General features: G+C 56.7%; 12 protein-coding genes and 4 tRNA genes. 8 read left to right on the top strand and 8 right to left on the bottom strand.

Annotated elements, in window-relative coordinates; translation table 11 throughout:
- Positions 1–23: 23 nt before the first annotated feature.
- Positions 24–1019 (bottom strand): TniQ family protein, encoded by a 996-nt coding sequence (locus ACYZTU_RS24785; protein WP_461966260.1) that lies wholly within the window; start codon positions 1017–1019, stop codon positions 24–26.
- Between the two features lie 379 nt (positions 1020–1398).
- On the opposite strand from ACYZTU_RS24785, the gene ACYZTU_RS24790 reads away from it, so the two are divergent.
- The 5 genes from ACYZTU_RS24790 to ACYZTU_RS24810 all read left to right on the top strand — a co-directional run bounded on the left by ACYZTU_RS24790 (position 1399) and on the right by ACYZTU_RS24810 (position 4790).
- Positions 1399–2025, top strand: coding sequence for a DUF1780 domain-containing protein (locus ACYZTU_RS24790; protein ID WP_008154887.1), 627 nt, complete (start codon positions 1399–1401; stop codon positions 2023–2025).
- On the top strand, positions 2022–2549 hold the full coding sequence (locus ACYZTU_RS24795) for an MOSC domain-containing protein (RefSeq protein WP_461966262.1): 528 nt from the start codon (positions 2022–2024) through the stop codon (positions 2547–2549). Before ACYZTU_RS24790 ends, ACYZTU_RS24795 begins: the two co-directional genes overlap by 4 nt.
- A gap of 54 nt (positions 2550–2603) precedes the next feature.
- Positions 2604–2777 (top strand): DUF3094 domain-containing protein, encoded by a 174-nt coding sequence (locus tag ACYZTU_RS24800; RefSeq protein WP_032830895.1) that lies wholly within the window; start codon positions 2604–2606, stop codon positions 2775–2777.
- Positions 2778–2837: 60 nt separating this feature from the next.
- Positions 2838–4136, top strand: coding sequence for an NAD(P)/FAD-dependent oxidoreductase (locus ACYZTU_RS24805; protein WP_461966264.1), 1299 nt, complete (start codon positions 2838–2840; stop codon positions 4134–4136).
- Positions 4137–4391: 255 nt separating this feature from the next.
- Positions 4392–4790, top strand: a complete 399-nt coding sequence (locus tag ACYZTU_RS24810; RefSeq protein WP_461966266.1) for an HvfA family oxazolone/thioamide-modified RiPP metallophore — start codon at positions 4392–4394, stop codon at positions 4788–4790.
- Between the two features lie 138 nt (positions 4791–4928).
- Here ACYZTU_RS24810 and ACYZTU_RS24815 read toward each other — a convergent pair.
- From ACYZTU_RS24815 to rluD, 7 genes are all read right to left on the bottom strand, one after another.
- Positions 4929–5005 (bottom strand) — tRNA-Pro (locus ACYZTU_RS24815).
- Positions 5006–5101: 96 nt separating this feature from the next.
- Positions 5102–5177 (bottom strand) — tRNA-Lys (locus tag ACYZTU_RS24820).
- A gap of 5 nt (positions 5178–5182) precedes the next feature.
- Positions 5183–5259, bottom strand: a tRNA-Pro gene (locus tag ACYZTU_RS24825).
- 9 nt (positions 5260–5268) lie between these two features.
- A tRNA-Asn gene (locus tag ACYZTU_RS24830) sits at positions 5269–5344 on the bottom strand.
- Positions 5345–5641: 297 nt separating this feature from the next.
- A complete protein-coding gene (clpB, locus tag ACYZTU_RS24835) occupies positions 5642–8206 on the bottom strand; it encodes an ATP-dependent chaperone ClpB (RefSeq protein WP_461966268.1) in 2565 nt (854 codons plus the stop codon).
- A 130-nt stretch (positions 8207–8336) separates the two neighbouring features.
- Positions 8337–9062, bottom strand: a complete 726-nt coding sequence (pgeF, locus tag ACYZTU_RS24840) for a peptidoglycan editing factor PgeF (RefSeq protein WP_461966270.1) — start codon at positions 9060–9062, stop codon at positions 8337–8339.
- Entirely contained in the window at positions 9059–10021 is a 963-nt protein-coding gene (gene rluD, locus ACYZTU_RS24845) for a 23S rRNA pseudouridine(1911/1915/1917) synthase RluD (protein WP_449646456.1), read from the bottom strand. The genes pgeF and rluD overlap by 4 nt, the downstream gene beginning before the upstream one ends.
- 151 nt (positions 10022–10172) lie before the next feature.
- On the opposite strand from rluD, the gene ACYZTU_RS24850 reads away from it, so the two are divergent.
- From ACYZTU_RS24850 to ACYZTU_RS24860, 3 genes are all read left to right on the top strand, one after another.
- Positions 10173–11195, top strand: a complete 1023-nt coding sequence (locus tag ACYZTU_RS24850) for an outer membrane protein assembly factor BamD (RefSeq protein ID WP_449646457.1) — start codon at positions 10173–10175, stop codon at positions 11193–11195.
- Between the two features lie 122 nt (positions 11196–11317).
- Positions 11318–11551, top strand: coding sequence for a PP0621 family protein (locus ACYZTU_RS24855; protein ID WP_449646394.1), 234 nt, complete (start codon positions 11318–11320; stop codon positions 11549–11551).
- Entirely contained in the window at positions 11541–13130 is a 1590-nt protein-coding gene (locus tag ACYZTU_RS24860) for a sensor histidine kinase (protein ID WP_461966272.1), read from the top strand. The genes ACYZTU_RS24855 and ACYZTU_RS24860 overlap by 11 nt, the downstream gene beginning before the upstream one ends.
- Position 13131: the final 1 nt, after the last annotated feature.

Here is a 13131-nt window from a genome sequence, read left to right on the forward strand (position 1 = left end):
TCTGCCTATTTATACCTCTCATCTCACAAACCCAGTTCTTCATAGAGTCTTTGACGCCCGCCAACTCTCAACCCGTGATTCGACTCATGAGCACTTAAGCGTTCATATTCAAATTGAATGGCCGCCAAGAATGTTTCGAAGGTATCAAATAAACAGAATCCAGTTAAAAGCTTTCTGGATAGCGGAGCTGCTGCTACATTATTTTTAGGGAAAATTATTCTTGCTGAAGGATTTCGCCATCCACCAAGAACCTTACTCAAAAAGCCGCCATCAAAATTCGAATAAATATAATCATTTATATCATCCAATCCACACCCACGCCCTGAAACTCGCTCTCCTATAGCTTTGTTAAAAGCTCTAACTAGAACCTCATTAGGTATAGGCGCTAGATTAGCAAACATGAATTCTCTTGAAAAAACTGAGAATAACTGGCCAGTGATATCTCGCTCTTCGACTAAAGTTGAGCCACGCCATCCACAATCGCATCCGGCGATATGTACACTTAACACCTCAGCTCTTTTCAAAAAACCACTAGAGCAGTCGGGGCACGCACTAAAAACTCTTATACCGTGCCTCCAACATGAATACACACCGGGGATTTGGTGAGAACGATGCAAATAAACTCCATATTTATTACGATCCTCCTCCAAACATTCAGGACAAACCCAAACTTTATTTTCCTCACCTGAGATAGACTTCGACGAGTACAACTCTTCACCGCCCACTAAACCGTCCAAAAATCTGACATTACGAGCAACAAAGGCTGCATATAATGGGAGCATGCTATTTTTGTATATCAAGCCTTGAGCAACTTCTATACTTTTATCGCCAAATCGACTCAACACACCCCTAACATCATCAACACTTAATGACGACAGGTTAAATGCTTTCTTCCCAAACAAGTCCAAAATTGTTTCAGTGACTGAATACCCACCCGAAACAACGTGATAACGAGAGAGAAGAGACGCTAAGCTTTCATCAGAAAACGAAGACAATAGAAATTTAACGGCATCAACCACAGCATTGCCTCACATCAAAACCAAGGCACAAAAAAATACAATAACAAATACCCAAAGTCTATCTAACGTCGAGTTAACTCCAATTACCATCGCCATTTTTACATCAACCTCCACGCGGCCATCTGAAGATGGCGTGGTCGAAGACTCTCAACCTCCATACACATCCAGCCTCCCCCCCGCAGAAAGGGGATGGTGTGAAAATGATCTCATCCAGGCGAACGAGCACCCGCCACCAATAAACTGCTGCCAAGGAAGGAAGCATTCAGCCAGCTCCTACCTTACCCACGTCTCGCAGTACGACTCGAAATCGCGCCAGACTTTTTTATTTTGCGACCGACTTTATTATTAAGGATCACATTTGAACGCTAAGCTTGGGCCTATGGATGACTCAGATTATTTACGCCTGCTGACCATCGCGGCCGAGCAAGCCAACGCGTTCCTGTCCAATGCCCGCAAATGGGAGCGTGAGCGTTGGGTCTGTCAGCGCCTGCTGCAAGGCCTGAACATTCCCTATCGCGCCGACGAATTCGCCCCGGCCGGGGAGCCACCGGACGTGCTATTTCGTGACGCCAGTTTCGAAGTGTTTTTCGTACTCGATGAAGGTCGGCGCCTCAACGATGAATGGCGCGATGAGCTGCAACGTCGGCGCAGCGCGTTTTCCCTGAGTTCGCTGGTGCGCCGCGAGGCGAAGCCCCGACGCATTCCGGCCAATGAATTTTTGTTGAGACTCGCGCCGACCTTGCGCAAAAAAGCCCACAACTACAAAGAGCGCGGCATGGACCTGGGGGAACTGGACATCATCGCCTTCGCCAGCCTCAAGCGCGAAGTGCTGGACCTCAACAGCCATTTCCCACCGCCGACCGAATATTTGCGCCAGGGCTGGCGCTCATTGTCGCTGGTCGGTCCGACCTTCGCCCGTGTGCTGTTCGCGCACCCGGATGCACCGGATTTCCTGCGCAGCAACCTGGGCCGCAGCATTGTTTTCGACGTCGGGATCAGCCTGTGAGTCCATTGCAGGAGTTGATTGCCGTAGTGCCGCAAACAGGACGCGTCCGCTGGATCGGCGTACGCCCGGAGCGACACACGCCGATGATCGAACTCGAAGCCGTGGAAGCGCGCCTTGAGGCTGGCTTGACCGGTGATCGCGCCCGCCCTGGCGTACGCAATGCGCGCCAGGTAACGCTGATTCAATGGGAACATCTCGCTGTAATCAGTTCGCTGATGGGACGCTCGGATGACCAGCCCGTGTTACCTGAGGAGTTGCGGCGCAATATCGTTGTCAGCGGAATTAATTTGTTCAGCCTCAAAGGCCGATGTTTCAGGATTGGACAGGCAATTTTCGAAACCACGGGTTGGTGTCAGCCTTGCGCGCGTCTGCAAAACAACCTCGGCCCCGGGACCTTTCAGGCCGTTCGCGGACATGGCGGAATCACGGCCCGGGTGTTACAAAGTGGAATCATTCGCCTGGACGATACAGTGAGCGTCGAGCCCATTCCGGCCAGCGGCTATGCTCCGTTCAATGCGGGATAACCTCGCTTGTAGCTTCTACACATTTAGCAACGTCTACACCTGACGAGGCACAATATGACCAGCCGCCTGAACCCCGACGACCAAAAGCATGTCGAAGAGTACCTGCACCTGTCCCAGCACCGAGTCGAGCGCCGGCCTTTCCGGCCGTGGATGCTCCTGGTGGTGGTGTTGGCAGTGACCATTGGTTTAGGCCTGTTGAGCCGACTTATCAGTTACCTGACGCTATGAGCTGCCTCGCGCTCGCTCGGTTGACTGCACCGATTTCTTTTAGCCTTGCGAGATATCCCCATGACTCATCGTATTGTCATCGTTGGCGGCGGCGCCGGCGGTCTGGAGTTGGCTACCCGTCTGGGTAAGACTCTGGGCAAGCGCGGCACGGCCAGTGTGATGCTGGTCGACGCGAACCTGACCCACATCTGGAAACCGCTGTTGCATGAAGTGGCGGCCGGGTCTCTGAACTCTTCCGAAGACGAACTCAACTATGTTGCCCAAGCGAAATGGAACCACTTCGAGTTCCAGCTGGGGCGCATGAGCGGGCTTGATCGCGCACAGAAGAAAATCCAGTTGGCTGCCACCTACGACGAAGCCGGCGTGGAGCTGGTTCCGGCCCGTGAGCTGGGTTACGACTCGCTGGTGATCGCGGTCGGCAGTACCACCAACGATTTCGGCACTCAGGGCGCGGCGCAACACTGCCTGTTCCTCGACACTCGCAAACAGGCCGAGCGCTTCCATCAGCAATTGCTCAACCACTACCTGCGCGCGCACGCCGGGCAGACCGACAAGGTCGAGCAGATCAGCGTGGCCATCGTGGGTGCCGGTGCCACCGGGGTCGAACTGGCCGCCGAACTGCACAACGCTGCCCATGAACTGGCGGCTTACGGCCTGGACCGAATCAAACCGGAAAACATGCACATTACCTTGATCGAAGCCGGGCCACGGGTGCTGCCAGCGCTGCCGGAACGTATCGGCGGCCCTGTGCATAAAACCCTGGAGAAGCTTGGGGTTAACGTCATGACCAATGCCGCCGTGAGTGAAGTGACGGCCGACAGCCTGATTACCGCCGATGGCAAAGTCATCAACGCCAGCCTGAAAGTCTGGGCGGCCGGGATTCGTGCACCGGGGTTCCTCAAGGACATCGATGGTCTGGAGACCAACCGGATCAATCAGCTGCAAGTGCTGCCTACCCTGCAAACCACCCGCGACGAGAACATCTTCGCCTTCGGTGACTGCGCGGCCTGCCCGCAGCCGGGCACTGATCGCAATGTACCGCCGCGCGCCCAGGCTGCGCATCAGCAAGCTTCGCTGTTGGCCAAATCGCTGAAGCTGCGGATCGAAGGCAAGCCTCTGCCTGTGTACAAATACACCGACTATGGCTCGCTGATCTCGCTGTCGCGTTTTTCGGCTGTGGGTAACTTGATGGGCAACCTGACCGGCAGCGTGATGCTCGAAGGCTGGCTGGCACGGATGTTTTACGTGTCGCTGTATCGCATGCACCAGATGGCGCTGTATGGCGCCTTCCGCACGGCAATGCTGATGCTAGGCAGCAAGATCGGGCGAGGAACTGAGCCGCGGCTGAAGCTGCACTGATAGACATTGAGGGTGGGAGTGGGCTTGCCTGCTCCCACTTCTGCTCATCGCACCTCCGATCTGTGTCTCACTGTATCTACCTCCGCGATTGCGCCCCTTCGCTTACAAACTCCCCTTTGCGCGACACAGTTGCGATACACCACGCCCGCTAAATGGCCACACCCGAGCAAGGCACCCAGCCTGCACAGGTTTGTCGCCGCACTTACGTGGCGTCCTTTATCGAACGGTTGTGTCGTGCAACCCAGGAGATTTGAAATGTCCCGTAATACCAAAAACACTATCGGTCTGCTCGGCGCTGTTTTGGCCGGTGGCATGATGTTGTCCGGCTCCGTGTTCGCCTCACAGCCTCTGACTCAGGGCTACCTGCTGGCCTCGGCCGAACAGGTGGTGAAGACCCCTGAAGGCAAATGTGGCGAAGGCAAGTGTGGCGATGCGTCGATGGCAAAAACCGACTCTGATGGCGACGGCAAGGTATCCCGTGCCGAATTCCTGAAAGTCGCGCCGAAGTCCAATTTCGACAAGATCGACACCAACCATGACGGCTTCATCGACGAACAAGAGGCTTTCGATAACGTGAAAGCCAACTTCGAAGCCAATGGCAAAAAAATGCCAAAAGGCCTGTTCGAGCACTTGAAAGACCAAGACGGCGCCTAAGCACCCGAGAACTTGCCGCGCTTCTCCATTCAGAAAGCGCGGCTTTTTTGCGTCTGGAAAATCTAATGACTTGAAGAAAATCACGTTTTCGGCAGACAAAAAAAATCCCCGTATCTTTCGACACGAGGATTTTTAATATGGTCGGGGTAAGGGGATTCGAACTCCTGACATCCTGCTCCCAAAGCAGGCGCGCTACCGGACTGCGCTATACCCCGGTAAAAAAAAGGCGACCTTTACAAGTCGCCTTCTTCGATCAGTGCTTTTGGCCTCTGATCTTAAGATCTGATTCCAGCGTTAACTGGTTTCAAAAATGGTGGGTCGTGTGGGATTCGAACCTACGACCAATTGGTTAAAAGCCAACTGCTCTACCAACTGAGCTAACGACCCAAAAATGGTCGGGGTAAGGGGATTCGAACTCCTGACATCCTGCTCCCAAAGCAGGCGCGCTACCGGACTGCGCTATACCCCGGTTTGAAATTGGCTCCGTGACCAGGACTCGAACCTGGGACCCAATGATTAACAGTCATTTGCTCTACCGACTGAGCTATCACGGAACTACATATTTCAATTACAACTGTGAAGCTTGCTTCACCTCTTCGACCCGTTCGCATCGCTGCGTTCGTGTGTCTGAGGCGCGCTATTCTACAATCTTAAGCACCTCTGTCAACCCCTTAAATTGCTTTCAAGTTAATGATTTGCAACTTATTTCAGATTCCTGCTTGGGGAGCAGAAACCCTTCAGGGCGACTTACTGCGGGGCGCACTTTACAAGCCTTTTCCTTTCAGTTCAACAGCCTAACGAAAAAAAGGCCTCGCAATGCGAGGCCTCGTCAGTTCTGCTGCCGCCCTGGATCAAACGAATACGATTTCGTCGTTTTCCACGACACCTTTTGCGGTGTCGCCGGGCATGAAACGGCCCGACAGAATCAGCTGCGCCAGCGGGTTCTCGATCCAGCGCTGGATCGCTCGTTTGAGCGGCCGTGCGCCGTAAACCGGGTCGTAACCCACCGCGATCAGCTTATCCATCGCCTCAGGGCTGAGATCAAGCTTCAGCTCGCGCTCGGTCAGGCGACTGCGCAGTCGACCCAACTGGATCTCGGTAATGCCCGCGATCTGATCCCGAGCCAACGGTTCGAAGATCACCACTTCGTCGACCCGATTGATGAACTCCGGCCGGAAGTGCATGGAAATCGCATCCATCACCGCCGCACGCTGAGCCTCACGGTCACCGACCAGTTCCTGGATCTGTACCGAGCCCAGGTTGGAGGTCATGACGATCACGGTATTTTTAAAATCCACCGTGCGGCCATGACTGTCGGTCAGTCGGCCATCTTCCAGCACTTGCAGCAAGATATTGAAGACGTCCGGGTGGGCCTTCTCGACCTCGTCCAGGAGGATGACCGAATAAGGCTTGCGACGCACCGCCTCGGTCAGGTAACCGCCCTCTTCATAGCCCACGTAGCCTGGTGGCGCACCGATCAGTCGAGCCACGGAATGTTTCTCCATGAACTCGGACATGTCGATCCGTACCATCGCCTCTTCAGTATCAAAGAGGAACTCGGCCAGTGCCTTGCACAGCTCGGTTTTACCGACACCGGTAGGGCCGAGGAACATGAACGAACCGCTCGGGCGATTCGGATCGGACAACCCGGCACGAGAGCGCCGCACTGCGTTGGAAACGGCAATGACCGCTTCGTCCTGGCCGATCACACGCTGGTGCAACAAGCTTTCCATCTTCATCAGTTTGTCGCGCTCGCCTTCGAGCATTTTCGACACCGGAATGCCGGTCCACTTGGACACCACTTCGGCGATCTCTTCTTCGGTCACCTTGCTGCGCAGTAACTGGTTTTCAGTTTTGCCGTGCTGGTCGACCATTTGCAGGCTGCGCTCCAGGTCCGGGATGATCCCGTACTGCAGCTCGGCCATGCGGTTCAAATCGCCTTTGCGGCGGGCCGCTTCCAGTTCCTGACGGGACTGTTCGATTTTCTGCTGGATCTGCGCAGAACCCTGAACTTCGGCTTTTTCCGCGTTCCAGATTTCTTCCAAGTCCGAATACTCACGCTCGAGACGGACGATTTCTTCCTGGAGTTTTTCCAGGCGTTTTATGGCCGCTTCGTCGCTTTCTTTTTTCAGCGCCTGGGATTCGACTTTCAACTGAATCAGACGGCGCTCAAGACGATCCAAAACTTCCGGTTTGGAGTCAATCTCCATGCGGATACGGCTGGCCGCTTCGTCGATCAGGTCGATGGCCTTGTCCGGCAACTGACGATCGGTAATGTAGCGGTGACTGAGCTTGGCCGCGGCGATGATCGCGCCGTCGGTGATCGCCACCTTGTGGTGAACCTCGTAACGCTCTTTCAGGCCACGCAGGATAGCGATGGTGTCTTCTTCGCTTGGCTCGTCCACCAAGACTTTCTGGAAGCGCCGTTCGAGGGCGGCGTCCTTCTCAATATATTGGCGGTACTCGTTGAGCGTGGTTGCACCAACGCAGTGCAGCTCACCGCGAGCCAACGCCGGTTTGAGCATGTTGCCAGCATCCATTGAGCCTTCGCCCTTACCGGCGCCGACCATGGTGTGCAGTTCGTCGATGAACAGAATGATCTGCCCTTCCTGCTTCGACAGTTCGTTGAGCAGGGATTTGAGGCGCTCTTCGAACTCTCCACGGTATTTGGCACCGGCAATCAGCGATCCCATGTCCAGGGACAACAGGCGTTTGCCTTTCAGTCCATCCGGCACTTCACCGTTGATGATGCGCTGAGCCAGGCCTTCGGCGATGGCGGTTTTGCCCACGCCAGGCTCCCCGATCAGCACCGGGTTGTTCTTGGTCCGGCGTTGCAGGACCTGGATTGTCCGGCGAATTTCGTCGTCACGGCCGATCACCGGATCGAGCTTGCCTTCTTCGGCACGCTTGGTCAGGTCGACGGTGTATTTATCCAGTGCCTGGCGCGACTCTTCGTGGTTGGCGTCATTGACGGCCTCACCACCGCGCAGGTTATTGATTGCATTTTCCAGGGCTTTTTTGCTGACGCCCTGGCCGAGCAACAATTTGCCGAGCTTACTGTTCTCGTCCATCGCGGCGAGCAGCACCAGTTCGCTGGAGATAAACTGGTCGCCCTTCTGCTGGGCCAGGCGATCGGCCTGGTTGAGTAGGCGCGCCAAATCCTGCGACATGTTGACGTCGCCGGTCGGGTTCTGGATTTTTGGTAGCTGGTCGAGCTCTTTGGTCAGCTCTTTACGCAAGCTGTTGACGTCAAAACCTACCTGCATCAGCAGGGGTTTGATCGAACCACCCTGTTGTTCAAGCATGGCCTGCATCAAGTGCGCCGGCTCAATACCAGGATGGTCAAGGCCGACGGCCAGCGATTGGGCGTCGGATAGAGCTAACTGCAATTTGCTGGTTAAACGATCTATACGCATGGGTCACCTTCCTTTTGAGCAGGCCGGACCGATAAAACATCCTGAATGAAGAAACCTGCCAGATACCTCACTAGATGTGGCCGATTCTGGGAGTTTCAAGCGTCATGACGTTGATGCAGGTCAGGCAAGTCTAGCGTTCGAGCCAGATAAGGGAGGCGAACCGACCCGTTTGAGGACTGCGGCGGTAAGAAAAGAAGCGTGGATCGGTCACGGTGCAGAAGCCGCCACCATAAACAGCGGTGACACCGCGAGCAGCCAGACGCAAACGCGCCAGCTCATAGATGTCGGCCATGAACTTGCCGGCATTTTGGCTAGGGACGAAGGCTTTAGCGGCTTCAGGCAGTTGCTGGATGAAGACTTCGCGCACTTCCGGGCCGACTTCAAAGGCTTGCGGGCCAATGGCCGGACCAAGCCAGACCAGCACCTCGGCAGGCGGCACGGCCAGCGTGTCCAGAGTCGCTTCCAGCACACCCGCCGCCAACCCGCGCCAACCGGCATGGGCCGCCGCTACGCGAGTGCCTGCACGGTCACAAAACAGCGCCGGCAGGCAATCAGCGGTCATCGCCGTGCAGGCGATACCGGGCGTTGCCGTCCAACTGGCATCAGCAGTGGCCACCTGGCTTGGGTCTGCGTGGGCCACGACAATGCCGTGAACCTGCTTTAACCAGGCCGGTTGAATAGAGAAAAGATCGGTGAGGCGACGGCGGTTTTCGACAACGGCTTTGGGGCAGTCGTCGACATGATCGCCGAGGTTGAGGCTGTCGAACGGCGTCAGGCTGACGCCGCCCGCACGGGTGGTCACGCAGGCTTTCACCCTGGCCGGCGCTGGCCAGTCAGGAATCAGCCAGTCACTCATCCGATGAACGCCTCGCGGTCTTGCTTGAGCAGCGTCAGCAACCAGACGAAATCGTCCGGAAGCGGCGATTCCCAGCTCATCCGCTTACCGGTCGTCGGGTGATCCAGCTCCAGGAACCGCGCATGCAGCGCCTGACGCGGGAACGCCTTCAACGATTCGATCATGGTCACACTGGCTGCCGGCGGAATGCGGAAACGACCGCCATAGGCAGGATCTCCGACCAACGGGAAGTTGATGTGAGCCATATGCACACGAATCTGGTGCGTTCGACCGGTTTCCAGCTTCACCCGCACGTGAGTGTGGGAGCGGAAACGCTCGAGCACGCGGTAATGGCTGACGGCTTGCTTGCCACCTTCCATCACGGCCATGCGCTGGCGTTGCTGACCGTGACGACCGATCGGCGCGTTGATCTTGCCGCCGGCCGTCACCACACCGATCACGATGCACTCGTAGATCCGGCTTACGCTACGGCTCTGCAATTGCGTGACAAGCTGTGTCTGCGCCTGAATGGTCTTGGCCACCACCATCAGACCGGTGGTGTCCTTGTCCAGGCGGTGCACGATACCGGCGCGGGGCACATTGATGATGTCCGGCACGTGGTGCAGCAAGGCATTGAGCAAGGTGCCATCGGCGTGACCGGCGGCAGGATGCACCACCAGACCCGCGGGTTTGTTGATCACCAGGATGTCGTCGTCTTCATAGACGATGTCCAGTTCGATGTCTTGAGCGATCCATTCGCCCTGAGCTTCCTGCTCGGCAGTGAGCTCAAGAATGGCGCCACCATGAACGATGTCTCGCGGGCGGATAACCGTCCCATCCACAGTCAGGCGGCCGTCTTTGATCCAGGCGGAAAGGCGCGAGCGCGAGTGCTCAGCGAATAATTGTGCGGCGACTTGATCGAGGCGTTGGCCGCCCAATTCGGACGGCACCTCTGCGCGAAGTTCAATTTTATCGGACATGCTCGGACTAGGCGTCGGCACAGCCTTTGGTTTCGGCTGCGCGCTTGTGGTTAAATACGGCGTCTTTTGCCCCGAGGCTATTCAACGGGGCGCTCATCATAACAGGACGGCCCCGCCCAAGACAGCGGCCGTCATAGGGACGCAAGCCGCCATGCAAGTGAAACACCTGCTGCTGATCGCCATCCTCGCATTGACCGCTGCTTGCTCATCGAAGGAAGTCGTAGACGAAAACCTGAGCGAAGTCGAGCTGTACCAGCAGGCTCAGACCGACCTGGACAACAACAGCTACACCAGCGCCACAGCCAAGCTGAAGGCCCTGGAGTCGCGTTATCCGTTCGGGCGCTACGCCGATCAGGCTCAACTCGAGCTCATTTACGCCAACTACAAGAACGCCGAGCCTGAAGCTGCAAAGTCCGCCGCCGAGCGCTTCATTCGCCTGCACCCGCAGCACCCGAACGTGGATTACGCGTATTACCTCAAGGGCCTGACTTCTTTCGACCAGGACGTCGGCCTGCTGTCGCGCTTCCTGCCGTTGGACATGACCAAGCGTGACCCGGGTGCTGCTCGCGACTCCTACAACGAGTTCGCCCAGCTGACCAGCCGCTTCCCTAATAGCCGCTACTCGCCGGACGCCAAGCAGCGCATGATTTATTTGCGCAACCTGCTGGCGGCCTACGAGATTCACGTTGCCGACTACTACCTGACCCGTCAGGCCTATGTCGCCGCCGCGAACCGTGGTCGTTACGTGGTGGAAAACTTCCAGGAAACCCCTTCGGTCGGTGACGGCCTGGCGGTGATGACAGAGGCTTACCAGCGTCTGCATCTGGACGATCTGGCCAACACAAGCCTCGAAACCCTGAAGCTCAACTACCCGAACCATCCAACATTGGTCGACGGTCAGTTCAAGCCTTCGGTAGACGAAGCGGACAACCGCTCGTGGTTGAGCAAAGCGACGCTAGGCCTGATCGAATCCCGTCCACCGCTGCCGCCGGGCGAAACACGCGCCAACCAGGACGTGCAGAAGCAGTTCCAGGACGCCAAGGACGCGATTCCAAGCGATCTCAAGCCTAAAGATGCAGATGGCGATGTGATCGAGGAAGAGGAACACGAAGCGGAAGGCAACAACAGCGACCGCTCGTGGTTCAGCTACATGACCTTCGGCGTATTCGACTGATACGTCGGGTGGTCCAAGAAGGAGCCTTTCGAGGCTCCTTTTTTATGAGCTCGATTATTACGCTGTGCGCTGGTCATGTCCTTGGCTAAACTGGCTCATCACTCGTCAAATAGCAGCTCATCATGCTTCGTTTACTGTTCTGGATCGCCCTGATTGCCGCTGCAGTATGGTTCTGGCGCAAGTTCAAGGGATCGTCTACAAATCCCAAGTCCCCTGCCGAGCTGGAAGCGGCCCCGATGGTCCGCTGCGCCCATTGCGGCGTACACCTGCCACGCGACCGCGCGCTGAGCCTTCAACAACAGTGGTATTGCAGCCAGGCTCATCTTGAGCAAGGCCCGGGTTCAAGTGATCGCTGAGACGTCCAGTCCCGGCAACAAACAGGCCCAGCGACTGCTGCGCCTCTATCATCTTTACCGTTTGAGCGTCGGCATCACCTTGGTGCTGTTGATCTCCAGCGACATGGACAACCAGCTGCTGACGTTCACCAATGACGACCTGCTGCGCAGTGGCAGCTGGGTATACCTGGTGCTGAATATCCTGCTGGTGGTGTTCCTCGAGAACACCCGACGCCCGGCGCAACTGTTCAGCCTGGCGCTGACCGACGTCCTGCTGCTGTGCGGTCTGTTCTACGCCGCCGGTGGTGTGGCCAGTGCCATCGGCAACCTGCTGATCGTATCGGTAGCCATCAGCAACACCTTGTTGCGAGGGCGCATAGGCCTGTTGATTGCCGCCGTCGGCGCGCTCGGCATCGTGGGGCTGAGCTTCCTCCTGAGTTTCAGCCATCCCGCCACCCCCAATGATTACTTGCAAGCCGGCACGCTCGGCGCCCTGTGTTTTGCTGCGGCATTGCTGGTGCAGGGGCTGATCCGACGCTTGGAAGTCAGCGAAATCCTGGCCGAACAACGGGCCAGCGAAGTCGTCGGTCTCGAAGCCCTCAACGCACTGATCCTGCAACGCATGCGTACCGGCATCCTGGTACTCGACGACCAGCGGCGGGTTCAACTGGCCAACCACAGCGCCTTGAACCTGTTAGGCAGGGAAAGTCTTGAAAGCCAGCTGATCGACGACTACTTACCCACCCTGGTTGAACGCTTGCAACTGTGGCTCAACAACCCGACGCTGCGCCCCCAGAGTCTGAAAGTCGCCAGCAGTGGCCTGGAGTTGCAACCGAGTTTCATTGCCCTGGACCAAAGCCCACACCACCAGACCTTGGTCTTTCTCGAAGACCTTGCGCAAATTGCCCAACAGGCCCAACAACTGAAGCTGGCCGCCCTCGGTCACCTGACCGCCGGTATTGCCCATGAGATCCGCAATCCACTGGGTGCCATCAGTCATGCCGCGCAGCTATTGCAAGAATCAGAGGAACTGAACAGCGCGGATCGACGTCTGACACAGATTATTCAAGACCACTCTCAGCGAATGAATCGGGTAATCGAAAACGTCCTGCAACTGTCCCGCCGCCAGCAAACCGTGGCGCAACGGCTCGATCTGAAGCCGTGGCTGGAACAGTTCGTCAACGACACCTGCGAGGGGGCGACCGAGCATCAGCAGATTCATCTGCGCATCGGCTCAGGAGACTTCAAAACCCTGATGGACCCAAACCAGCTGACCCAGATTCTCGACAATTTGTTGCGCAACGCCTGGCGCCATAGCGCCTTGAATCACGACCCGGCACAGGCCTGGCTCGAGTTGTTTGTCGACCCGGATAGTCAGCTGCCGATCCTCGAGGTCCTGGACAATGGCCCCGGCGTGACACCGGAGCATCAAGTGCACTTGTTCGAACCGTTCTTCACCACGAGTACCCATGGCACTGGCCTGGGGCTTTATCTGTCCCGTGAGCTGTGCGAAAGCAACCAGGCCCGCCTAGACTTCAAACCACGCCAAGGCGGCGGCTGCTTTCGCATCACCTTTGCTCACGGACGGAAACAAGGTTGAA

It is taken from the genome of Pseudomonas sp. HLT2-19-2 (assembly GCF_054898005.1).